Annotated in this window: 24 protein-coding genes and 3 tRNA genes; 12 read left to right on the plus strand and 15 right to left on the minus strand. The window is 66.0% G+C overall.

Features of this window, described 5'->3' with window-relative positions:
- Positions 1-15: 15 nt before the first annotated feature.
- The 7 genes from nuoE to E6C72_RS00700 all read right to left on the minus strand — a co-directional run bounded on the left by nuoE (position 16) and on the right by E6C72_RS00700 (position 4,357).
- Positions 16-663 (minus strand): NADH-quinone oxidoreductase subunit NuoE, encoded by a 648-nt coding sequence (nuoE, locus tag E6C72_RS00670; RefSeq protein ID WP_109086272.1) that lies wholly within the window; start codon positions 661-663, stop codon positions 16-18.
- Positions 660-1,808 (minus strand): NADH-quinone oxidoreductase subunit D, encoded by a 1,149-nt coding sequence (locus E6C72_RS00675; protein WP_247875759.1) that lies wholly within the window; start codon positions 1,806-1,808, stop codon positions 660-662. Before E6C72_RS00675 ends, nuoE begins: the two co-directional genes overlap by 4 nt.
- A 107-nt stretch (positions 1,809-1,915) precedes the next feature.
- On the minus strand, positions 1,916-2,545 hold the full coding sequence (locus E6C72_RS00680) for an NADH-quinone oxidoreductase subunit C (protein ID WP_109086274.1): 630 nt from the start codon (positions 2,543-2,545) through the stop codon (positions 1,916-1,918).
- 87 nt (positions 2,546-2,632) lie between these two features.
- Positions 2,633-3,178 (minus strand): NADH-quinone oxidoreductase subunit B family protein, encoded by a 546-nt coding sequence (locus E6C72_RS00685; RefSeq protein WP_174470176.1) that lies wholly within the window; start codon positions 3,176-3,178, stop codon positions 2,633-2,635.
- Complete coding sequence (locus E6C72_RS00690) at positions 3,169-3,537, minus strand: NADH-quinone oxidoreductase subunit A (protein WP_045580751.1); 369 nt, start codon at positions 3,535-3,537, stop codon at positions 3,169-3,171. The genes E6C72_RS00685 and E6C72_RS00690 overlap by 10 nt, the downstream gene beginning before the upstream one ends.
- Before the next feature lie 315 nt (positions 3,538-3,852).
- A tRNA-Asp gene (locus E6C72_RS00695) sits at positions 3,853-3,929 on the minus strand.
- A gap of 200 nt (positions 3,930-4,129) precedes the next feature.
- On the minus strand, positions 4,130-4,357 hold the full coding sequence (locus tag E6C72_RS00700; protein ID WP_109443821.1) for a hypothetical protein: 228 nt from the start codon (positions 4,355-4,357) through the stop codon (positions 4,130-4,132).
- A 195-nt stretch (positions 4,358-4,552) separates the two neighbouring features.
- Between E6C72_RS00700 and E6C72_RS00705 the strand changes: the two genes are divergently transcribed.
- A complete protein-coding gene (locus E6C72_RS00705) occupies positions 4,553-4,807 on the plus strand; it encodes a hypothetical protein (protein WP_109443822.1) in 255 nt (84 codons plus the stop codon).
- Positions 4,808-4,955: 148 nt separating this feature from the next.
- Positions 4,956-5,354, plus strand: a complete 399-nt coding sequence (locus tag E6C72_RS00710) for a hypothetical protein (RefSeq protein ID WP_247876035.1) — start codon at positions 4,956-4,958, stop codon at positions 5,352-5,354.
- Positions 5,355-5,402: 48 nt separating this feature from the next.
- Here E6C72_RS00710 and E6C72_RS00715 read toward each other — a convergent pair whose 3' ends face one another.
- Entirely contained in the window at positions 5,403-5,825 is a 423-nt protein-coding gene (locus tag E6C72_RS00715) for a hypothetical protein (protein ID WP_247882060.1), read from the minus strand.
- A 153-nt stretch (positions 5,826-5,978) separates the two neighbouring features.
- Between E6C72_RS00715 and E6C72_RS00720 the strand changes: the two genes are divergently transcribed.
- Positions 5,979-6,632 (plus strand): DsbA family oxidoreductase, encoded by a 654-nt coding sequence (locus E6C72_RS00720; RefSeq protein ID WP_109443825.1) that lies wholly within the window; start codon positions 5,979-5,981, stop codon positions 6,630-6,632.
- 57 nt (positions 6,633-6,689) lie between these two features.
- Here E6C72_RS00720 and E6C72_RS00725 read toward each other — a convergent pair whose 3' ends face one another.
- Positions 6,690-8,627, minus strand: coding sequence for a propionyl-CoA synthetase (locus tag E6C72_RS00725; protein WP_109443826.1), 1,938 nt, complete (start codon positions 8,625-8,627; stop codon positions 6,690-6,692).
- A 186-nt stretch (positions 8,628-8,813) separates the two neighbouring features.
- Positions 8,814-9,296 carry a DUF3574 domain-containing protein gene (locus E6C72_RS00730; protein WP_109443827.1) on the minus strand — a complete coding sequence of 161 codons (483 nt, stop codon included), beginning with the start codon at positions 9,294-9,296 and terminating at the stop codon, positions 8,814-8,816.
- A gap of 93 nt (positions 9,297-9,389) precedes the next feature.
- Between E6C72_RS00730 and E6C72_RS00735 the strand changes: the two genes are divergently transcribed.
- Complete coding sequence (locus tag E6C72_RS00735; RefSeq protein WP_109443828.1) at positions 9,390-9,740, plus strand: hypothetical protein; 351 nt, start codon at positions 9,390-9,392, stop codon at positions 9,738-9,740.
- 23 nt (positions 9,741-9,763) lie between these two features.
- Here E6C72_RS00735 and E6C72_RS00740 read toward each other — a convergent pair whose 3' ends face one another.
- A complete protein-coding gene (locus E6C72_RS00740) occupies positions 9,764-10,420 on the minus strand; it encodes a LysE/ArgO family amino acid transporter (RefSeq protein WP_247876036.1) in 657 nt (218 codons plus the stop codon).
- A gap of 67 nt (positions 10,421-10,487) precedes the next feature.
- Here E6C72_RS00740 and E6C72_RS00745 point away from each other — a divergent pair, with 67 nt between their 5' ends.
- From E6C72_RS00745 to E6C72_RS00755, 3 genes are all read left to right on the plus strand, one after another.
- A complete protein-coding gene (locus E6C72_RS00745) occupies positions 10,488-11,417 on the plus strand; it encodes a LysR family transcriptional regulator ArgP (RefSeq protein WP_109443829.1) in 930 nt (309 codons plus the stop codon).
- Between the two features lie 60 nt (positions 11,418-11,477).
- Complete coding sequence (locus E6C72_RS00750) at positions 11,478-13,292, plus strand: M3 family oligoendopeptidase (RefSeq protein WP_109443830.1); 1,815 nt, start codon at positions 11,478-11,480, stop codon at positions 13,290-13,292.
- Positions 13,293-13,397: 105 nt separating this feature from the next.
- A complete protein-coding gene (locus E6C72_RS00755; protein WP_109443832.1) occupies positions 13,398-13,820 on the plus strand; it encodes a bacteriohemerythrin in 423 nt (140 codons plus the stop codon).
- Between the two features lie 94 nt (positions 13,821-13,914).
- Here the strand turns inward: E6C72_RS00755 and E6C72_RS00760 are convergent.
- Positions 13,915-13,990 (minus strand) — tRNA-Lys (locus E6C72_RS00760).
- A 23-nt stretch (positions 13,991-14,013) separates the two neighbouring features.
- Positions 14,014-14,089, minus strand: a tRNA-Lys gene (locus tag E6C72_RS00765).
- A 240-nt stretch (positions 14,090-14,329) separates the two neighbouring features.
- Between E6C72_RS00765 and E6C72_RS00770 the strand changes: the two genes are divergently transcribed.
- Positions 14,330-15,859, plus strand: coding sequence for a class I SAM-dependent methyltransferase (locus tag E6C72_RS00770; protein WP_109444126.1), 1,530 nt, complete (start codon positions 14,330-14,332; stop codon positions 15,857-15,859).
- 6 nt (positions 15,860-15,865) lie between these two features.
- On the opposite strand, the gene hisE is transcribed toward E6C72_RS00770, so the two are convergent.
- Positions 15,866-16,192 carry a phosphoribosyl-ATP diphosphatase gene (gene hisE, locus E6C72_RS00775; RefSeq protein WP_109444127.1) on the minus strand — a complete coding sequence of 109 codons (327 nt, stop codon included), beginning with the start codon at positions 16,190-16,192 and terminating at the stop codon, positions 15,866-15,868.
- A 146-nt stretch (positions 16,193-16,338) separates the two neighbouring features.
- Entirely contained in the window at positions 16,339-17,046 is a 708-nt protein-coding gene (phoU, locus tag E6C72_RS00780) for a phosphate signaling complex protein PhoU (RefSeq protein ID WP_109444128.1), read from the minus strand.
- A 213-nt stretch (positions 17,047-17,259) separates the two neighbouring features.
- Between phoU and E6C72_RS00785 the strand changes: the two genes are divergently transcribed.
- The 4 genes from E6C72_RS00785 (at position 17,260) to mreD (ending at position 20,745) form a co-directional block, all read left to right on the plus strand.
- Positions 17,260-17,811 carry a TIGR00645 family protein gene (locus E6C72_RS00785; protein WP_109444129.1) on the plus strand — a complete coding sequence of 184 codons (552 nt, stop codon included), beginning with the start codon at positions 17,260-17,262 and terminating at the stop codon, positions 17,809-17,811.
- Between the two features lie 364 nt (positions 17,812-18,175).
- Positions 18,176-19,216: a rod shape-determining protein gene (locus E6C72_RS00790; protein ID WP_012974729.1), complete on the plus strand. Its 1,041-nt coding sequence runs from the start codon at positions 18,176-18,178 to the stop codon at positions 19,214-19,216.
- Positions 19,217-19,308: 92 nt separating this feature from the next.
- Positions 19,309-20,178, plus strand: a complete 870-nt coding sequence (gene mreC, locus E6C72_RS00795) for a rod shape-determining protein MreC (protein WP_109444131.1) — start codon at positions 19,309-19,311, stop codon at positions 20,176-20,178.
- Between the two features lie 54 nt (positions 20,179-20,232).
- A complete protein-coding gene (mreD, locus tag E6C72_RS00800; RefSeq protein ID WP_109444132.1) occupies positions 20,233-20,745 on the plus strand; it encodes a rod shape-determining protein MreD in 513 nt (170 codons plus the stop codon).
- Positions 20,746-20,750: the final 5 nt, after the last annotated feature.

Here is a 20,750-nt window from a genome sequence, read left to right on the forward strand (position 1 = left end):
GCTGTCCCCTCCCCCTCAATCGTCCGCTTGCGCGGTGTTGGCGTCCGCTTGCGCGGTGGTAAAGGCCTTCAGCGTCGTCGGGCCGCCGACCGGCTCCGAGGACTGACGGCCGGTCTGCGAGCCGGGCTTCGGCGTCTCGCCGCGCGCCAGCGCGTCGAGGATGCGCTCCATATGCTCCGGGGCAACGTCTTCGTAGTAATCGTCACCGATCTGCACAACCGGCGCGTTGACGCAGGCGCCCGAGCACTCGACCTCGCCGAGCGTGAACTGGCCGTCGGCCGTGGTCTCGCCCACCTCGATGCCGAGCTTCTTCTTGCAGGTGTGGACGATGTCGTCCGACCCGCGCAGCCAGCAGGGGGTGGTGGTGCAGACCTGGATATGGTGCCGGCCGACCGGGTTCTTGTTGTACATCGTGTAGAAGGTCGCGACCTCGTACACGCGGATGCGCGGCATCCCCAGCAGGTCGGCCACGGCGTCCATGGCGACGCGCGGCAGCCAGCCGCCGTGCTGACGCTGGGCGACGTCCAGCAGCGGCATGCAGGCGCTGGCCTGCTTGCCGGCCGGGTACTTGGCGATGATGCGCTTCGCCAGCTCCAGATTTTCCGGAGTGAAGGTGAAGCTGGTCGGCTCGGCGTGGCCGTGATCGGAAGCGGGCGCGCTCATCGATCGATTTCTCCGAAAACGATGTCCATCGAGGCGATGTTGGCGACGGCGTCGGCCAGCATGTGACCCTTCGACATGAAGTCCAGGCCCTGAAGATGGGCGAAGCCCGGCGCGCGGATCTTGCAGCGGTAGGGCTTGTTGGTGCCGTCGGACACCAGATACACGCCGAACTCGCCCTTGGGCGCCTCGATGGCGGTGTAAGTCTCGCCGGCGGGAACGTGGAAGCCCTCGGTGAAGAGCTTGAAGTGGTGGATCAGCGCTTCCATCGAGCGCTTCATCTCGCCGCGCGGCGGCGGGGATACCTTGCGGTCCTCGATCTTGTAGGGACCGGCCGGCATCTCCTTACAGCACTGACGGATGATGCGCAGCGACTGCTTCATCTCCTCCATGCGAACCAGATAGCGCGCCCAGCAGTCGCCGGTCAGACCGACCGGGACGTCGAACTCCATGCGGTCGTAGACCTCGTAGGGCTGCGACTTGCGCAGATCCCAGGCAACGCCGGAGCCGCGCAGCATCGGGCCGGTGAAGGCCCAGTCGAGCGCCTGCTCCTTGGTGACGATGCCGATGTCGACCGTGCGCTGCTTGAAGATGCGGTTCTCGGTCAGCAGGCTTTCGAGGTCGTCCATGAACTTCGGAAAACGCTCGGTGAAGGCCCAGATGTCGTCCAGCAGGCCGTCCGGGATGTCCCAGGCGACGCCGCCCGGCCGGAAATAGTTGGCGTGCAGGCGGGCACCCGACACACGCTCGTAGAACTCCATGAGGATTTCGCGTTCCTCGAAGCCCCACAGCGCCGGAGTGATCGCGCCGACGTCGAGCGCACCCGTCGTGATCGACAGGATGTGGTTCAGGATGCGCGTGATTTCCGAGAACAGCACGCGGATGTACTGGGCGCGCAGCGGTGCCTTGATCTGCAACAGGTTCTCGATGCCGAGCACATAGGCGTGCTCCATGCACATCGGGCTGACATAGTCCAGCCGGTCGAAATACGGCACGGCCTGGATGAAGGTCTTGTACTCGATCAGCTTCTCGGTGCCGCGGTGCAGCAGGCCGATGTGCGGATCGCAACGCTCCACCACCTCGCCGTTCAGCTCCATCACCAGACGGAGCACGCCGTGGGCGGCCGGGTGCTGCGGCCCGAAATTCATCGTGTAGGGCTTGATCTGCGTCTTGTTCTCCGGACCGGAGGCGCTGATGGCCGCACCCGGACCAGTAGCGACGACGCCGGTCGCCGAGTCGGTCGAAACGGTCATGCTCACGGCTTCTTGCTCCCGTCCTGGAGGGCCGCCTTCTCATCGCCGGGCAGCATGACGTTGGTCATGCCTTCCCACGGGCTAAGGAAGTCGAAGGCGCGGAAATCCTGGGTCAGACGGACCGGCTCGTAGATCACGCGCTTCTGGTCCTCGTCGTAGCGGGCTTCGACGTAGCCGGTCAGCGGGAAGTCCTTGCGGAAGGGATGCCCCTCGAACCCGTAGTCGGTGAGGATACGGCGCAGGTCCGGATGATTCTCGAAGAAGATGCCGAACAGGTCCCACACCTCACGCTCGAACCAGTTCGCCGCGCTGAAGACGGCAACGGCCGACGGGACGGGCGTGTCCTCGTCGGTTGCCAGCTTCACGCGCATGCGCCGGTTGTGGGTGTAGCTGAGCAGCTGGTAGACGACCTCGAACCGCTCCGCACGGTCCGGGTAATCGACCGCGGTAATGTCGGTCAGCTGCTCGAACCGGGTGGCCGGATCGTCGCGCAGCGCGGTCAGCACCGCCAGGATGGCGGGCCGATTGACCGTCACCATCAGTTCGCCGAGCCTCACCTCGACCTTCAGGACGTCGCCGCCGATCTTGGCGGCGATAACGTCCCCGAGTTCCTTCAACGCCTGTTCGGACATGGGTGGGACCCTGCCTTCCTACTTGTCTTCAGCGCGCTTGTCGTTCGTCCCGCCTCCGGCGGCCGGAGGCGGGACGGGACGCCGTGGTCAGCGGGCGATTCGATTGCCGCGCTTGATCTTCTTCTGGAGCTGGAGGATGCCGTAAATCAGCGCCTCCGCCGTCGGGGGGCAGCCCGGCACATAGATGTCCACCGGCACGATCCGGTCGCAGCCACGCACCACCGCGTAGGAATAGTGGTAGTAGCCGCCACCATTGGCGCAGGAGCCCATCGAGATGACCCAGCGCGGCTCCGGCATCTGGTCGTAGACCTTGCGGAGGGCCGGGGCCATCTTGTTGGTCAGGGTGCCGGCGACGATCATGCAGTCGGACTGGCGCGGGCTGGGACGCGGGATCACGCCGAAACGATCCAGGTCATACCGGCTCATATAGGCGTGGATCATCTCCACCGCGCAGCAGGCCAGACCGAAGGTCATCGGCCACAGCGAGCCGGTCCGGGCCCAGGCCAGCAGATCCTCGTACTTCGCCAGCACGAAGCCCTTGTCCTGGATCTCGTCGGAGACCGCGCGGATGTAGGCGTCCTGTTCCGGTCCGGGCGGAATCGGCGCCAGCGGCTTGGCGACCTCTACTCCCATTCCAGAGCTCCTTTCTTCCACTCATAAATGAAGCCGATGGTCAGGATGCCCAGGAACAGCATCATAGACCAGAAGCCGAACAGCCCGATGTCACCGAGCGCGACCGCCCACGGGAACAGGAAGGCGACTTCCAGGTCGAAGATGATGAACAGGATCGAGACCAGGTAGAACCGCACGTCAAACTTGGTGCGCGCGTCCTCGAACGGCTCGAAGCCGCATTCGTAGGGGGAGACCTTCTCGGCGTCCGGGTTCTTCGGGCTGATGACGTAGGATGCCCCCACCATCACCGCGGCCAGCGCGATGCCGATCAGCAGAAACACCAGGATCGGAAGATACTCAATGATCAGCGGAGTCGACACCGCGTTCCTCCCATAAGCCCACGACCACGGGCGCCGTTCCGGCCGGGAAATCGGCGGAAGCGCAAAGCCGTGGCAGCCATGCCTTGGATTAGCCCATCAGACGGGCCGGAATATATGCCGAGACCGTGGGCAAGGAAAGCGCTTTGAATCGCTTTTCACCACGCGGAAGGACAAGCAGGTCCCCGCGGAAGAGCTTGGTAATACCACGTTTTTAAAATCGGGGAAAGGAAAGACAATGGGCATGCGAAAAAGGACCCGCAATTTGCGAGTCCTTTGAGACATACTGGCGATTGACGCCGAATTTCAAAGAGAAAGTGGCGCGAGTGACGGGACTTGAACCCGCGGCCTCCGGCGTGACAGGCCGGCGCTCTAACCAACTGAGCTACACCCGCGCAGAGCGACTTGTTAGAAACACTGGACTGCCTGACAGCCAAAGGCTTGGACCAGCTAGTGTTTTTCACCGGAACCGTTTGAGGCCCCCGTCGTTCGGTGGGCGGTTTGTAGTCGCCCGGGACGCCGCCTGTCAATCACCAAATTGCAAAAAAATCACCGGCTGCGGCACCTGTTGTCCGGGACCGGGACGCCGACCGGCTTATGGCAGGCGGTGGGCGGCATGGCGCATCGCTTCCAATTGCTCAAAGGCCTGCAGCATGCCGGCCGACAACTCGCGATGGTCGACCGCATCGGGTCCGCCGAAACGGGTCAGCGTCTCCTCCAATGCGCGGGCGAGATGTTCAGCAACATCGAGGTGCTTCTGTTCCAGCGCCAGTTCCAGCGCGGCGAGAATGCGGTCGCCGAGCCGCCGATCGTTTGAAGTCATGCGTTTCCTCACCCAGATCCCCAACCGGTCGGCGGGACGCCGCCGCGGTCGCGTTATATGCCCGACCATACCAGCTTCGCCGCCGCCGTGCGGCGTGATTCGCGGTGCTGCGACATTTCGGAGGCAGCCCTTCCGGAGCGCCCTACCCCGTGCGATAGTCGCGCCATGCCGATCCGCGATTCACTCCCTCTTCCAATGACCGTCCTTCTGCCAGTCGCAGCCTTCCTCGCCGCAGGTCCGGCGATGGCAGCGGCCAACGTCTCCGCCGCGCAGGCCGAGGCGAAGGAGATCGCCAAATCGATGGGCAACTGCACGCCGGCCAAGGTCGAGGTGCTGCGCTACACCGTCGGGCGGGAGGGAGCGACCACCTTCAAGGTCGGCTGCACCGAGGACAAGGACGCCTTCGTTGTTGTGCAATGCCGGTCGCGCATCTGCACGCTGCTGCGCTGAGGCCATCCCCAGCGGTGAATTCACCGCTTGTTAACCGCGATCACGTGCAGTGTGCAGAAACGGATGCGGCGCATGCGTAGCAACGGGAACGGCTGATATGGTGGGCGCGGGCATGGTCGCAGGGTTGGTCGCGAGGGGAAATGTCCGGATGCGGGGCTGGATCGCCGTTTCGCTTGCGATTCCGATGATGATACTGGCCGGCTGCACCTCCCCGCTGGGGCTGGCGGCGGCGGGTGCCGATGTCGTGACGCTGAACGCCACCAAGAAGACCATTGGCGACCACATCGTCTCGACCGCCACCGGTCGCGATTGCTCGATTCTGAGCTTCGAGAAGGACGGCGATTATTGTCCGGACAAGGTCGAGGTCGACCGGTCGCGCCTCTATTGCTACCGCACGCTGGCCGACGTGGAATGCCACCACATTCCCGACCCTTACCGCAACGGCAACACCGCGCTGGCCAGCCCGCCGCCGGATATCCGCACCCTGCCGCGCAAGAAGGGCTGGTTCGACGAGCCGACGCCCTATGTCCCGAACAACGGGTCGTGACGGCGTCTCAGCGCACCTTTTTGGCGACGAAGGCCTTGGCGATCGCCATCATCGCCTTTTCATGATTCGGCCCCCGTCTGGGGCATTGTGGATGGTGGCGCCCTTCGCCGCTCCAGCCGAGGCCTTGCCGGCTGGCGCTGTCCGCTGCGGGACGGCCTTTTCGTCCGGCTCACGGCCCAGCTGGTTCAGCAGATTCTCAAGGGCATCACGGCTGAGGCCGGAAGCGGACGGACGCCCTCCCCCAGCACCGCCTGCGGCGGCCGGGCGGGCGGCGGGCCTGCTGCTGGGGGGACGGCCGGCACGCTCGATGGCGGCGGCGGCAATCGCCTTCAGAAAGGGCTGGGCAATCCCGCGCAGCAGATCGGGATCCTCGACGGCCCAGGCCATCAGGATCTTCTGCGCATTCATCCGGCTGCCCTTGGCCGCCAGGATCGCTTCGCGCACCTTGGCGTCGACGTAGGAATTGCTCATCGGGAATCGCCCACCGGGATATGTCCGCCGGCCGCAGGGTGACGGACGGAGCCACTGCGGACTGTCGGGCAAACTCGGTTAACAAACGGTTGCAGGTCATGTGGGACAGAAGAAGCGGTTGCTCCATTCCGGGCGCACGCCGATAGTGGCGGCATGCTGATCGAAACCTTCGCCGACCTGATCTGCCCCTGGTGCTACATCGGCAAGCGCCGGCTCGACCGTGCGCTGACGCAGCGGCCCAACCTGCGCCCGGAACTCCGCTGGCAGCCGTTTCAACTGAACCCGGACATGCCGCGCGGCGGGATGTCGCGCGACGACTATCTGGCCGCCAAGTTCGGCGGGACGGAGCGGGCGCGGCAGATTCACCGGGTGGTGGAGGACACGGCGACGCGCGATGGGCTGCCGCTGGCGCTCGACCGCATCCAGCGCACGCCCAACAGCTTCGACGCTCACCGGCTGGTCCGCATCGCCAGCCGCCAGGGGCTGGGCAATGCGATGGCCGACGCGCTGTTCGCCGCCTATTTCGTCGAAGGCGTAGACATCGGCGATCCGGACGCGCTGGCCAGCGTCGCCGCCGGGCTGGGGATGAATTTCGTCGAGACACGGCGCCAACTGTCCAGCGACGCCGAATCGGCCGCTGTCCAGGCCGCCGATGCGCTGGCCCGCCAGATGGGGCTGCAGGCGGTGCCCTGCTACATCTTCAACAGACGCTATGCGCTGTCCGGCGCTCAGGAGCCGGCAAGCTTCCTGCCGCTGCTCGACCTCGGCAGCGAGGAGCCGGAAAACCTGTCGGTCGTCTCAGGCTGATCGCCGTCCGGAAATGAAAAGGGCGGCCCGCAGGCCGCCCCTTCCCTGTTCGACGCCTCAGGCCGGCGTGCCGCCGGTCTTGGCGTAACCCAGCGTCTTCAGCGCCTCGGCGATCTCCGGCAGGATGCCCGGATCGTCGATGGTGGCCGGCATCTTGTAGTCCTGGCTGTCGGCGATCTTCTGCATGGTGCCGCGCAGGATCTTGCCCGAGCGCGTCTTCGGCAGGCGGTCGACCACCAGGGCGCGCTTGAAGTCGGCGACCGGGCCGATCTGCTCACGCACCAGCTGAACGACCTCCTTGACGATCTCCTCATGCGGGCGGGTGACACCGGCCTTCAGGCAGACGAAGCCCAGCGGCACCTGCCCCTTCAGGTCGTCGGCCACGCCGATCACCGCGCATTCGGCGACGTCCTTGTGGCTCGACAACACCTCTTCCATCGCGCCGGTGGACAGGCGGTGGCCGGCGACGTTGATGATGTCGTCGGTGCGGGCCATGACATAGACATAGCCGTCATCGTCGATGAAGCCGGCGTCGCCCGTCTGGTAGTAGCCGGGATAGTCGGCGAGGTAGGACTTCTTGAAGCGCTCGTCGGCGTTCCACAGCGTCGGCAGCGTACCCGGAGGGAGCGGCAGCTTCACGCAGATGGCGCCGATGTCGCCGCGCGGAACCTCCTTCAGCTCGGCGTTCAGCACGCGTACGTCCCAGCCCGGCATTGGACGGGTGGCCGAACCGTACTTGATCGGGAACAGGTGGACGCCCAGCGGGTTGCCGGAGATCGCCCAGCCGGTCTCGGTCTGCCACCAGTGGTCGATCACCGGGACCTTCAGATTGTCCTCGGCCCAGTGCAGCGTGTCGGGGTCGGACCGCTCACCGGCCAGGAACAGGGCGCGGAAGTGCGACAGGTCGTACTTCTTCAGGTAATTGGCGTCCGGATCCTCGCGCTTGATGGCGCGGAAGGCGGTCGGAGCGGTGAACAGGGTGCCGACCTTGTGCTGCTCGATCACGCGCCAGAAGGTGCCCGGATCGGGGGTACCGACCGGCTTGCCCTCGAACACCACCGTCGTGCAGCCGGTCAGCAGCGGCGCATAGACGATGTAGGAGTGGCCGACGACCCAGCCCACGTCCGACGCCGCCCAATACACCTCGCCCGGCTTGACGTTGTAGATGTTGGTCATGGTCCAGCGCAGCGCCACCGCGTGGCCGCCATTGTCGCGCACCACGCCCTTGGGCTGGCCGGTCGTGCCGGAGGTGTAGAGGATGTAGAGCGGGTCGGTCGCCTTCACGGCCACGCATTCCGCCGGTTCGGCCATCGCCACCGCCTCGGCCCAATCGACATCGCGGCCGGCGATCAGGGTCGCCGTCTCCTGAGGGCGCTGCCAGACGATGACGCTGGAGGGCTTGTGCGCCGACTGCTCGATGGCGGCGTCCAGCATCGGCTTGTACTTGACGATGCGGTTCGGCTCGATGCCGCAGGAGGCCGAGACGATGGCCTTCGGCTTGGCGTCGTCGATGCGCGTCGCCAGTTCGTGCGGGGCGAAGCCGCCGAAAACCACCGAATGGACCGCCCCCAGGCGGGCACAGGCCAGCATGGCGACCAGCGACTGCGGGATCATCGGCATATAGAGAAGGACGCGATCACCCTTCTCCACCCCCTGGGCGCGCAACGCGCCAGCGAAGCGGGCGACCTGATCCTGCAACTCGGCGTAGGTGATGGTCTGGACGGTCTGGGTGACCGGGCTGTCATAGATGATCGCCGCCTGGGCGCCGCGCCCGCCTTCCACATGGCGGTCCACCGCGTTGTAGCAGGTGTTCAGCTCCCCGCCGGTGAACCAGCGGTAGAAGGGGGCGTTGCTGTCGTCCAGCACCTTGTCCCACGGCTTGAACCAGGAAATGTCCTTCGCCGCCTCGCCCCAGAACCCCGCGGGGTCCGACAGGGAGCGGGCATGCATCTGGTCGAAAAGCTCTGCAGTCGTGGCGCTGGCAGTCGGGCTCATGGCGGGGCGTCCCTCGTTCTATTTTGGTACTATTCGGTGCGCGTTTCCTCTCGGCCGCGAAACGATCCGTTACGCAGCCTCCACAATCTGCGACAAAAGCATAAGTGCAGGCAAATGTCTGAAGGTCGGGGGTGCGGCGAGCTGTCGCATTCCCCGTTGATGAAACGCCGTTCCGCTGCTTGGAATTCAAAAGGAAACGCAGACCGGCCGCACGACCAGCGCGACCGACTGCTGGTGGTAGCGCGCCTTGTACAGATCGACGATTTCACGGATCAGCCGCAGCGTCGCCGGATCGCCATCGGCCAGCAGCGTCAGGATTTTGCTGGGTTCCCGCACCAGTCGCCCGGTCTCGGCGTCGCGCCAGTGGCCCGAGCCATCGGTGACGGTCAGGCCGTTGGGAAAGCGCGGCGTCACCTCGGCATTCAGGAAATCAGCCCAGTCGCGCTCGCTGACGCCAAGCGCGTCGCTGATGTTGCGACCAAAGAACAATTGCGCCTCGATCATCGCGCCGGCGGCGTACGTCTCGCAGACGAACGACGGCGCCGCCGGTATCTGGGTCGGGGCCGGCGCCAGCTGGGCCGTTGCCGGATTGGCCAGCAGAAGGATCGACAGGACGGCGGACGACAGGCTCGGGACAATCCGCGGGATGGGCATCGTGATGGGGCGCATCGGCAGGTCTCCATTCGGACGGGAGATGGAGCGTGCGGCAGTGCGGTCAGCGACGCTCTGGTCAGGACGCCCCCGGACCGTTATGCATGGAACATGGCCGCCGATCCACCCATCACCGGAATCCGCCCGATCCTGACCGTCGTTCACGGCAACGGCGAGCGGCTGATCGTGGCCCGCCTGACCAACCTGGGTGGCGGCAGCCAGTCCAACCGCTTCGTCCTTCGCCGCGCCGACTTCCGTCCGCCCTGGGAGCAGCCGGACAAGGGATATTTCGGCTATGCCGAGGTCGCCCGTGCCCTGGATGCCAATGGCTGGCGCGGCTGCGCCATCGAAGCGATGGCGACCACCGACATCGAGGAGCGCCGCTCCCGACAGCTCGCCCGCAAGAAGCTGCACCTGCAATGCGTGGAGGCGGCGATCCGGCGGGCGCAAGAGGGCGAGTAGGGAGAGCGAGCAGGCACAGGGGATCAGGCCCCCACCTCCGCCATCAGCAGCCCGGCGGCGATGGCCCACATCACCAGGGCGATGCCGCCGTCCATCACCCGCCAGGCGGTGGGCCGGGCGAACAGCGGGCGCAACAGCCGGGCGCCATAGCCGAGCGCGAAGAAGAACAGGCAGGATGCCGTCATCGCCCCCAGAGCGAAGGCTCCCCGCCCCTCGGCGAAGCGGGCGGAGACCGAGCCCACCAGCACCACCGTGTCCAGATAGACATGCGGGTTCAGCCAGGTCAGCGCCAGACAGGTCAGCAGCGCCGGCAGCAGTCCGCCCGGCTCGCGGTCGGCCGGGTTCAGCCCGCCGCTGCCACCCTGCCAGGCCGAGTGGGCGCTGCGCAGCCCGTAGACCAGCAGGAAGGCGGCGCCGGCATAGCGCATCAGCGGCTCCAACCACGGCCAGCGCGCCGCAACGGTGGCGAATCCGCTCACCCCCGCCAGAATCAGCACGGCATCCGACACGGCGCAGGTGGCGCAGATCGCCAGCACATGCTCGTTGCGCAGACCCTGGCGCAGCACGAAGGCATTCTGCGCCCCGATGGCGACGATCAGGCTGAAGCCGAGGAACAGGCCCGGGAGGAAGGCGGGGAGGAAGTCGATCATTGCGGCGGTTCCGAAGTCGGTGGATGCCATTCCGCTACCACCCAATGTTCCTTTGCCGTACTTAATCCTCCTTGCCCCAATGAAGCGACGCTAATTCATGCTGGACTATCCGCTGCTGGCGGCGCTGGCCGCCGTGATCCGCACCGGCAGTTTCGAACGCGCCGCCCGGCAGTTGCACGTCACCCCGTCGGCGGTATCGCAGCGGGTGAAGCTGCTGGAGGAGCGGCTGGGTACCGTGCTGGTGGTGCGCGGCCAGCCCTGCACCGGCACCGCCGCCGGCCAGCGCCTGTGCCAGCATGTGGAGCAGGTGGCCCTGCTGGAAAGCGAGCTGCGCGGCGCCCTGCCCGGTCTCAGCCTGGAGGACGGGCCGGTCACCCTGCGGATCGCGGTGAATGCCGACAGTCTGGCCACATGGTTCGTTGCCGCGATGGCCGAGCTTTCCGGCTGCCTGTTCGATCTGGTGCTGGACGACCAGGATCACAGCGCCGAATGGCTGCGCAAGGGCGAGGTTCTGGCTGCCGTCACCGCCAGCGCGGCCCCGGTCCCCGGCTGCAACAGCCATCCGCTGGGCGCGCTGCGCTATCGTGCCACCGCCAGCCCGGCCTACCTGCGCCGCCATTTCGCCGATGGGGTGACGGCGGAGAATCTTGCCGCAGCGCCCTGCCTGACCTTCAACCGCAAGGACCAGCTGCAAGTACAGTGGCTGCGCCTGGCACTGAGCGATCACGAGTCGGCGCCGGTGCCCAGTCCGCCAACCCATTGGCTGCCCTCCACCCACGCCTTCGTCGACGGCGCGCTGGCCGGGATGGGATGGGGGATGAACCCGGAGCCGCTGGTGGCCGATCATCTGGCGGCCGGCCGTCTGGTGGAACTGGTGCCCGATCTGCCGCTGGACGTGCCGCTCCATTGGCAGCAGAGCCGCATCGCCGGTACCGCGCTGGCAGAGTTGTCGCGCGCGGTCCTTCGTGCCGGACGGCAGGCTCTGCACCACGTCGGCGCCGACACCGGAAGCACGCCCGCCGGATGAAGGCTTTGCCCGCGCCGCGTGCGCGCTTATATGGATCCAACAAATCTCTGGAGGGATTCGATGACCAGCAGCGCCGCAACGGCCGCAAACGACACCCCCGATCTGGGGGCGCTTCCCACCTGGGACCTGAGCGACCTCTACCCCGGCACCGAGTCGCCCGAGCTTAAGGCCGACCTCGACCGGATGGAGCGGGACTGCAAGGCCTTCCGCGAGCGCTATGCCGGCAAGCTGGCGACGCTGTCCGGCGACGATCTGGCCGCGGCGATCCGCCAGTATGAGGACATCGACGAGACGCTGTCGCGCGTCATGTCCTATGCCGGGCTGGTCTACAACGGCAACATGGTCGACCCGGCCGTCGCCAAATTCTACCAGTCGGCGCAGGAGCGGGTGAACGACATCTCCGCCCACCTGATCTTCTTCACGCTGGAGATCAACCGGCTCGACGAGACGGAATTGACCGCCAAGCAGAAGGCGTCCTCGGCGCTGCGCCATTACGAACCCTGGCTGCGCGACGTCCGCCTCTACCGCGACCACCAGCTGTCGGACGAGATCGAACGGCTGCTGCACGAAAAGCATGTGGTCGGCCGCGCCGCCTGGAACCGCCTGTTCGACGAGACCATCGCCAGCCTGCGCTTCCCGATGGGCGGGAAGGACCTGACCTGCGCGGAGGCGCTGAACCGCCTGTCGGACCGCAACCCCGCCGTCCGCCGCGAGGCCGGCGAGGTGGTGGGCAAGGTTTTGGGCGAGAATGCGCGGCTGTTCGCCCTGGTCACCAACACGCTGGCCAAGGACAAGGAGATCGAGGACGAGTGGCGCAACTACCCGACGCCGACCTCCGCCCGCAACCTGTCCAACCGGGTCGAGGATGAGGTCGTCGACGCGCTGGTCTCCGCCGTCAAGGGCGCCTATCCGGACCTGTCCCACCGCTATTACGCGATGAAGGCCAAGTGGTTCGGCCAGGACCATCTGGACTACTGGGACCGCAATGCTCCCCTGCCGGAGGATGCCGACCGCAGCATTCCCTGGACCGAGGCGCGCGACATCGTGCTGGGTGCCTATGGCCGCTTCTCCCCCGACCTCGCCAGCCTCGGCAAGCGCTTCTTCGACAATCCCTGGATCGACGCGCCGGTCCGCCCCGGCAAGGCGCCGGGCGCCTTCGCCCACCCGACGGTGCCCAGCGTCCACCCCTATCTGCTGGTGAACTACCAGGGCAAGACGCGCGACGTGATGACGCTCGCCCATGAGCTGGGGCATGGCGTCCACCAGATCCTGGCCGGCAAACAGGGCCATTTCCTGTCCGACACCCCGCTGACCCTGGCGGAGACCGCGTCGGTGTTCGGCGAGATGCTGACCTTCCGCGCCCTGCTGGCGGCCGAGACCGACCCCAAGCGCCGCCGCATCATGCTGGCCGGCAAGGTCGAGGACATGCTGAACACGGTGGTGCGCCAGATCGCCTTCTTCGATTTCGAACGGCGCGTCCACACCGAGCGGCGCGAGGGCGAACTGACGTCGGACCGCATCGGCGAGATCTGGATGGCGGTGCAGACCGAGAGCCTGGGACCGGCGCTGCGCTTCGACGAGGGATACCGGCACTACTGGTCCTACATCCCCCACTTCATCCACTCGCCCTTCTACGTCTATGCCTACGCCTTCGGCGACTGCCTGGTGAACTCGCTCTACGCGGTGTATCAGGACGCGGAGACGGGCTTCGCCGAGAAGTATCTGGCGATGCTGTCGGCCGGCGGCACGCTGCGCCACAAGGAACTGCTGGCCCCCTTCGGCCTCGATGCCTCGGACCCGGCCTTCTGGCAGAAGGGACTCGGCGTCATCCGCGGCTTCATCGACGAGCTGGAAGCCGGCGAGGCGAAAACCTGACGATTCGGACGTCTTGACCACCGTCAAGAGACCATGAATGGCGTGCGGGTATGGTGGCCTTCGGAGCGTTGTCTCCGAAGGCCATCCTTTTTGGAAGCGACCATCATGCTTGCCACCACCACGCCCGCCGCCCCCGCGGCTGATGTGCCTGCCACCGACGTCCCCCTCCTCGGCTACGCGGTGATGGACCAGGACCATGTCGATTCGGTCGTCCTGCTGCGGGCGGCCTGCGACGCCCCGGCCGGCCAGCTTCAGGCCCCCTTCGCCGCCTTCGCCAAGCATCTGCGCGAGCATTTCTCCCGCGAGAACGCGCTGATGACCCGGTATGGCTTCTTCGCCCTGCATTGCCACAAGGACGAGCATGCCCGCGTGCTGAAGGTGGTCGCGACCATGGAGGCAGAATTGGAAGAGGGCAAGGAAGCCCGCGCCCGGCTCTACGTGACCGAGCTGTTCCCCGACTGGTTCCACACCCATCTGGCGACGATGGACCGGGTGACCGCGGATTTCCTGGCACAGGTGGAGGGGTAAGGAGCGGGCAGCCCAGCAGTGGGCTGGATCAGGCCCGACACACGCCCGAAAATGGAAAGGGGCCGGAACCTGCTCGGTTCCAGCCCCTTATGGATGGTGGGCGCACAAGGACTCGAACCTTGGACCCGCTGATTAAGAGTCAGCTGCTCTACCAACTGAGCTATGCGCCCATCCGTAGGAAGGTTTCAAGAGATGGTGGGCGCACAAGGACTCGAACCTTGGACCCGCTGATTAAGAGTCAGCTGCTCTACCAACTGAGCTATGCGCCCATCTCTCGATGCGGTGAACCTGACTGAAATCTTTGCCGAAACCAGCCGACTGTTCATCGCGCCGGCCAAGCCGTTGTCCCGGCCGGTGTGGCGCGGTTTATAGCGAAGGGCTTTGGGCCTGTCGATAGCAAAATCGCACCCCATGTGAATTTTTTGGCGCGCGCTTTTCGGTGGCCGGACTCCATCCCCGGCGGCTACACCGGCGCTGTCGAAATGGGGCATCGGAACGGGAGATCAGGGATGGGCGGCTGGACCGAAGGCTATGTCGGCGGCATCGACTATATCCGCGCCGTTTATCGCGACTGGTCGCCGGCCATGCTCTGCTTCGCCCTGACTCTGCGCGGCTGGCGTCCGCCCGAGGCGCTGCGCCATGGCCGCTTCACCATGGCGGAGCCCGGCTGCGGCCACGGCCTGACCAGCGCGCTGCTGGCCGGTGCCCATCCAACGGCCCGGTTCGAGGCGATGGACTTCAACCCCTCCCACATCGCCGGCACCCGCCGACTGGCCGCCGATGCAGGGCTGGGAAATGCCGCGTTCCTGGAGGAAAGCTTCGCCGAGTATGCACGGCGCGACGGGCCGATGCTGGACGCGGTCGCGCTGCACGGCGTCTGGTCCTGGGTCAGTGCGGAGAACCGGGCGATCCTGCTGGAGGTGCTGCGCCGCCGGCTGGCGCCGGGCGGCGTGGTCTTCGTCAGCTACAACGCCCTGCCAGGCACGCTGGCCCACATGCCGCTGCGCCGCCTGCTGGTGGAGCGTTGCGCCGAGGGCGACGGCCCCCTGCCCGAGCGGATCGCCGCCGCGGTGGAGTTCGCCGCCCGGATGGCGGCGCAGGGCGGCGGCTGGTTCGCCAACACCGATGGCGTGGTCGAGCGGATCGAGCAGCTTCGCCACAAATCACCGAACTACATCGCCCACGAATATCTGAACGGCGACTGGACCGCCTTCTACCATGCCGACGTGGCGCGTGAGCTTGCGGCCGCCAAGCTGGAATTTGCCGGCGCCGCCGTGCCGATGGAACAGTTGGACGATCTCATCCTCTCCCCCGCCCAGCGGGCGATGGCGGATGAGGCGCGCGATCCAGCCAAGGCGGAGACCCTGCGCGACGTGATGACCAACCGCAGCTTCCGCCGCGACCTGTTCGTGAAGGGCGGCGAGCGGCTGGGGCTGGCCGAACGACGCCTGCTGCTGGGAGAAACCCGGTTCACCCTTCTGGTGACGGCCGACGATTTGCCGGAGGTGGCCTCCACCCCGGCCGGCCGCCTGCCCTTCCCGCAGTCCCTCTACCATCCGCTGGGCGAGGCGCTGGCCGAAGGCGCCCAGAGCTTCGACGCACTGCTCGCCCGCCCGGCCCTGGCGGCACAGGGGGAAGACGCGGTGCTGCGCGCCTTGGTCCTGCTGACCAGCCTGTCCTTGGCGGCGCCGGTGATGCCCGAGGATGGCTTTACCGAACGGAGGGTCTCCTGTGACCGCTTCAACGCCGCGGTTCTGGATCGCCACCGCTTCGCCGACACGCCGGGACAACTCGCCTCGCCGCTGTTGGGCGCCGGGGTGCCGGTGTCGCGGGTCGAGGCGCTGTTCCTACTCGCCGCCCGTCTGAACGAAGAGCCTGCCGCCTTCACTTGGCGCCATCTGTCGGCCGACGGCATCGTGCTGGGCCGCAACGGCGAGCGCTGCGAGGGGGATGACGCCAGCCGTGCGGAACTTACGCGCCGCCATGCGTTCTTCGCGCAACGACGCTTGCCACTGCTGGAAAGTCTGGGGGTGGCTTGAGCGCCCTCAGCGCTCCGGCACGGTCTTCGGCAGCTTCTCGGCGATTCCGTAGAGCGCCTCACGCCGGCGGATCTCGGCGAAGACATCGTCTGGATGGATGTTCAGCGTCGCCCACAGCACCGACAGGTTATAGAGCAGGTCGGCGCTTTCGTTGATCACGCCCTCGCGATCCTCGTTCATGGCGTCCAACGCCACTTCGACCGCCTCCTCGCCAACCTTCTTGGCGATCTTCTTGGGCCCGGCAGCGATCAGCCGTGCGGTCTTGGACTGCGCCGGGTCCATCTGCTGGCGGTCGAGGATGGCGGCATAAAGGCGGATCAGGTCGTCGGTCATCAGGTGGATAATGTCTCGTGTGCGGGCGACGGAAGCATCGTCATGCTAACGTGATCGCTCCGCAACGGAATTGCTATCCCCCTTAGGCGTGGTGATGCGCCGCAAGATGGCCCTGTGCCGTGCGGCGCCCCCGTTTCCGCCCGCTGTCAGCCCACCGGATCGTAGGAATGGTCGGCCTTCGGACGCTGGTCCAGCAATGTCTGGCCGGTGCTGACGAAATAGACGACCTCGGCGATATTCGTGGCGTGGTCGCCGATGCGCTCCAGATTCTTCGCGATCATCATCATGTGCATGTGGGCCGTGAACTGCTCAGGCGCAGCCAGTGCGGACCGCTCCACCTCGGCAACGAGGCTGGTGTACAGCGCGTCCACCTCGTCGTCGGTGCGCCAGATCCGCAAGGCGGCCTCGCCGTCATTGTCGACATAGGCGTCGATCACGGCACTGAGCCGTTCGCGCACCAGCCGGCCCAACTGCGGCAGCCCCGCCAGCGACCCGGAGTCCGACAGGCTGAAGATGGCGACGGCGCGCTTGGCGGTGTTGGCGGCATGGTCGCCGATGCGTTCCAGGTTACCGGCGATCTTCAGCGCCGCGATCACTTCGCGCAGGTCGTCGGCCACCGGCTGGCGCAAAGCCAGCAGGCGCATGCAATGGGCTTCGATGTCGTGCTCGAAGGAGTCGAGTCGGGCATCCGACTCCACGATTTCCCGCGCAAGCTCGGGATTGCGCTGGGCCAGGCAGGTCAGAGCCTGGTCGATCTGCGTCTCCGCAGCGCCGGCCATCTGAACGATGGCGGATTTCAGCCGCTTCAGCGCGTCCTCGAACGCGGACACGATGTGCGGAGCGGAGGTCTTCATGGTCGCCAAACCCTTCCCGGCGGTCTCTTCCAAATGCCTCACCATAGCGCCGGGACGTTACGGTACGATGACAGCGCCTATGACCAAAGGCGGTTCCCCAGCCCCTATTCCCACCCTTGCGCGCGCCGTCGAAACTGCCCGATTGATTTTGCGGCGCAGCATTGCGACACATGTTCCCCTGCCCCGCTCCCCCAACGACATGCCGAACCCGCCATGATCGAACGCCGCTTTGAACAGGTCATCTTCGCCAGCCGCTGGCTGCTCGCCCCCTTCTATCTGGGGCTCGTCGTCTCTCTCGGCGCCCTGCTGGTGAAGTTCACGCAAGAGATCCTGCACATCATCCCGCATGTACTGGAAATGAGCGAGAAGGACGTGCTGCTGGCCGTTCTGACGCTGATCGACCTGTCCTTCGCGGGCAACCTTCTGCTGATGGTGATCTTCGCGGGATACGAGAACTTCGTCTCCAAGATCGACGTCGCCAATCACGAAGACCGGCCGGACTGGATGGGCAAGGTCGATTTCGGTGGATTGAAGCTGAAACTGATCGCCTCCATCGTCGCCATCTCGGGCATTCACCTGCTGAAGGCCTTCATGAACCTGTCGCAGACCTCGCGCGACGAGTTGATGTGGCTGGTGATCATCCACATGACCTTCGTGATTTCCGGTGTCCTTCTCGCTTGCATGGACCGGCTGGAAGGTCATCATGGGCCCGCACACAAACCGGCAGAGAAAGCCGGCGCGAAATCATCGGCGGATCATCACTGATAAGTCACCGCGATCCATCATCTGGTCTGTCAAAAGTCTATTGCGACGCAGCATCGACAGCGATAGACACTTCACCGTCACACCGGCCTGCGGGGTTTTCGGCGAATTGGAACGGGCTTGACCGTCGGGCTTCCGCCCGTTGACGGAATATTAACCCTAACCAGCCAATGTCCCCATCACCAGACGCTGTGCCGCGACGGTCGCCGGTTCGCCGAAGACCCTGTCCGCGGCAGGTATCAGGGATGCCGGGCGCACTCTCCGCTTGAGCGTGCGGGCGCATTCGACTATGGAACCGTTGGCGGGCATGCCATGCCAGCCCGCCGGCTCGGCCGTCTCAACCGCTTTGATAGAGTTCGTCAGCTCCATGCTCTCCAAACTGCTCGGCGTTCTGTCCGCCGACATGGCGATCGATCTGGGGACGGCCAACACCCTGGTCTATGTCAAGGGCCGCGGCATCGTCCTGAACGAACCGTCCGTCGTCGCCATCGCCAACGTGCGCGGCAAAAAGCAGGTTCTCGCCGTCGGTGACGAGGCGAAGATGATGCTTGGCCGTACCCCCGGCAACATCCAAGCCATCCGGCCGCTTCGCGACGGCGTCATCGCCGATTTCGAAGTCGCGGAGGAAATGATCAAGCATTTCATCCGCAAGGTTCACAACCGCCGCAGCTTCGCCAGCCCGCAGGTCATCATCTGCGTGCCGTCGGGGTCGACCGCGGTCGAACGCCGGGCGATCCAGGAATCGGCGGAGGCCGCAGGCGCCCGCCGCGTCTTCCTGATCGAGGAACCGATGGCTGCCGCGATCGGCGCCGGCCTGCCGGTGACCGAACCGACGGGCTCGATGGTCGTCGACATCGGCGGCGGCACCACAGAGGTGGCCGTGCTGTCGCTGGGCGGCATCGTCTATTCCCGGTCGGTCCGCGTCGGCGGCGACAAGATGGACGAGGCGATCATCGGCTACATCCGCCGCAGCCACAATCTGCTGGTCGGTGAAGGCTCGGCCGAACGGATCAAGAAGGAAATCGGCTCCGCCTGTCCGCCCGAGGACGGTGAAGGCCGCATCCTGGAGATCAAGGGTCGTGACCTGATGAACGGCGTGCCGAAGGAGCTGATCATCTCCGAACGGCAGATCGCCGAGTCGCTTGCCGAACCGGTTTCTGCCATCGTCGAGGCGGTGAAGGTGGCGCTGGAGCACACCGCTCCGGAACTGGCCGCCGACATCGTCGACAAGGGCATCGTGCTGACCGGCGGCGGCGCCCTGCTGGGCAACCTGGACTTCGTCCTTCGCCACGCCACCGGCCTGCCGGTGTCGATCGCCGACGATCCCCTCTCCTGCGTGGCGCTCGGCACCGGCCGCGCACTGGAGGAGATGAAGACGCTGCGAAACGTCTTGGTCAGCGCCTACTGATTGGTGTATCCCTGGTTGGAAGGCCTCCGGTCCCCCGTCCACCCTGGCGGTGAGGACCGGAGACGGACCGCGTATCTGGACGGGAATTTCCTGTGAAGCCACGCTCATCCGGCTCCGTCATCCGCCTTGCCGCCCCCTTGCGGGCTCTTGCGCAGCGTTTCTCCTTCCTTCTGCTGGTCCTGGCCTCCGTCGCGCTGATGATGATCGGCAAGATCGAGTCTGTCTCGGTGGACAGCGCGCGCGCGCGCGTGACCGATGCCTTCGCTCCCATCCTCGATGCCATTTCCCGCCCCGCCGCCACTGCGGCACGCGTGGTTGAATCGGCAGTGGAGCTTGAGAACGCCTTCGACGAAAACCAGCGGCTGAAGGCCGAGAACGCCCGCCTTCTGCAATGGAAGCAGGCAGCCTTGCGGCTGGAGGCTGAGAACAACAGCCTGCGCAGCCTGCTGCGGGTCCGTCCCGAGCCGTCGGTCAACTACATCGCCGCCCGTGTCATCGCGACACCAGGCAGCTCCTTCGTCCGCACCCTGGTGGTTACCGCCGGCAAGCGCGACGGGGTGCGCAAGGGCCAGGCCGCACTCGCCGGGGCCGGTCTGGTCGGCCGGGTGATCGAGGTCGGCGAATGGTCGTCCCGCGTCCTGCTGCTGACCGACATCAACGCCCGCATCCCGGTGATCCTGTCCAACACGCGGCAGCGCTCGATCCTGGCCGGTGACAACTCCGATCAGGCCAAGCTCCTGTATCTGCCACCCGACTCACCGATCCAGGTGGGCGAGCGGGTGGTGACCTCGGGTGATGGCGGACTGTTCCCGCCCGGTCTTCCGGTGGGTGTGGTGACCGCCGTGAGCGAGCGCGGCGTCCGCGTGCTGCCCAGCGCCGACCTGTCGCGCGTGGAGCATCTGCGGCTGGTCGATTTCGGCCTGCCGAGCACCGATCTGGACCCGTCACCAGAGTGGAAATGAGCCGGTTGTGGAAGTGATCCGGGCGGAGGATCCGCCGGCCGGGGACTCGCCGACATGACGGCGACCTTTTGGCAGAAGGTGGACAAGACCGGGCGCAATCTGGCGCCCTTCGCCGTCACGGTGATGATGGTGCTGGTCGGCATGATTCCGGTACCGGCCCCAGGCTATGCCCCGGTTGCGCCGAACCTGACGCTGGTCTCCGTCTATTACTGGACGATCCACAGGCCTGACCTGATGCGTCCGGGGGTGGCCTTTCTGATCGGACTGCTTCAGGATTTCCTGATCGGCGGACCGCTGGGCGTCAATGCCCTCCTGCTGGTTGTCGCCCAATGGGCGGTTCTGAACCAGCGCCGGGTGTTTCTGGCCAGCACCTTCGCCCTGCTGTGGGTCGGCTTCACGATGGTGATGGCGGGTGCTGTGCTGCTGCAATGGCTGGCCTTCTCCGTGCTCGACGCCGCCACGCTGTCAATTCTGCCGGCCTTGTTCCAGGGCCTGCTGACGGTGGCGGTGTTTCCAGCGGTGGGCTGGCTGCTGATCCGCGTCCACCGCGCGTTCCTGAATGGGTAAAGGGT

Origin of the sequence: Azospirillum sp. TSH100 (assembly GCF_004923295.1) — a bacterium.
Classification (GTDB): Bacteria; Pseudomonadota; Alphaproteobacteria; order Azospirillales; family Azospirillaceae; genus Azospirillum.

Coding starts and splice junctions, on each gene's coding strand:
- nuoE (WP_109086272.1), bottom strand. CDS start 663: ATGAGCGCGCCCGCTTCCGATCACGGCCACGCCGAGCCGACCAGCTTC.
- E6C72_RS00675 (WP_247875759.1), bottom strand. CDS start 1,808: ATGAATTTCGGGCCGCAGCACCCGGCCGCCCACGGCGTGCTCCGTCTG.
- E6C72_RS00680 (WP_109086274.1), bottom strand. CDS start 2,545: ATGTCCGAACAGGCGTTGAAGGAACTCGGGGACGTTATCGCCGCCAAG.
- E6C72_RS00685 (WP_174470176.1), bottom strand. CDS start 3,178: ATGGGAGTAGAGGTCGCCAAGCCGCTGGCGCCGATTCCGCCCGGACCG.
- E6C72_RS00700 (WP_109443821.1), bottom strand. CDS start 4,357: ATGACTTCAAACGATCGGCGGCTCGGCGACCGCATTCTCGCCGCGCTG.
- E6C72_RS00705 (WP_109443822.1), top strand. CDS start 4,553: ATGACCGTCCTTCTGCCAGTCGCAGCCTTCCTCGCCGCAGGTCCGGCG.
- E6C72_RS00710 (WP_247876035.1), top strand. CDS start 4,956: ATGCGGGGCTGGATCGCCGTTTCGCTTGCGATTCCGATGATGATACTG.
- E6C72_RS00715 (WP_247882060.1), bottom strand. CDS start 5,825: ATGAGCAATTCCTACGTCGACGCCAAGGTGCGCGAAGCGATCCTGGCG.
- E6C72_RS00720 (WP_109443825.1), top strand. CDS start 5,979: ATGCTGATCGAAACCTTCGCCGACCTGATCTGCCCCTGGTGCTACATC.
- E6C72_RS00725 (WP_109443826.1), bottom strand. CDS start 8,627: ATGAGCCCGACTGCCAGCGCCACGACTGCAGAGCTTTTCGACCAGATG.
- E6C72_RS00730 (WP_109443827.1), bottom strand. CDS start 9,296: ATGCGCCCCATCACGATGCCCATCCCGCGGATTGTCCCGAGCCTGTCG.
- E6C72_RS00735 (WP_109443828.1), top strand. CDS start 9,390: ATGGCCGCCGATCCACCCATCACCGGAATCCGCCCGATCCTGACCGTC.
- E6C72_RS00740 (WP_247876036.1), bottom strand. CDS start 10,420: ATGGCATCCACCGACTTCGGAACCGCCGCAATGATCGACTTCCTCCCC.
- E6C72_RS00745 (WP_109443829.1), top strand. CDS start 10,488: ATGCTGGACTATCCGCTGCTGGCGGCGCTGGCCGCCGTGATCCGCACC.
- E6C72_RS00750 (WP_109443830.1), top strand. CDS start 11,478: ATGACCAGCAGCGCCGCAACGGCCGCAAACGACACCCCCGATCTGGGG.
- E6C72_RS00755 (WP_109443832.1), top strand. CDS start 13,398: ATGCTTGCCACCACCACGCCCGCCGCCCCCGCGGCTGATGTGCCTGCC.
- E6C72_RS00770 (WP_109444126.1), top strand. CDS start 14,330: ATGGGCGGCTGGACCGAAGGCTATGTCGGCGGCATCGACTATATCCGC.
- hisE (WP_109444127.1), bottom strand. CDS start 16,192: ATGACCGACGACCTGATCCGCCTTTATGCCGCCATCCTCGACCGCCAG.
- phoU (WP_109444128.1), bottom strand. CDS start 17,046: ATGAAGACCTCCGCTCCGCACATCGTGTCCGCGTTCGAGGACGCGCTG.
- E6C72_RS00785 (WP_109444129.1), top strand. CDS start 17,260: ATGATCGAACGCCGCTTTGAACAGGTCATCTTCGCCAGCCGCTGGCTG.
- E6C72_RS00790 (WP_012974729.1), top strand. CDS start 18,176: ATGCTCTCCAAACTGCTCGGCGTTCTGTCCGCCGACATGGCGATCGAT.
- mreD (WP_109444132.1), top strand. CDS start 20,233: ATGACGGCGACCTTTTGGCAGAAGGTGGACAAGACCGGGCGCAATCTG.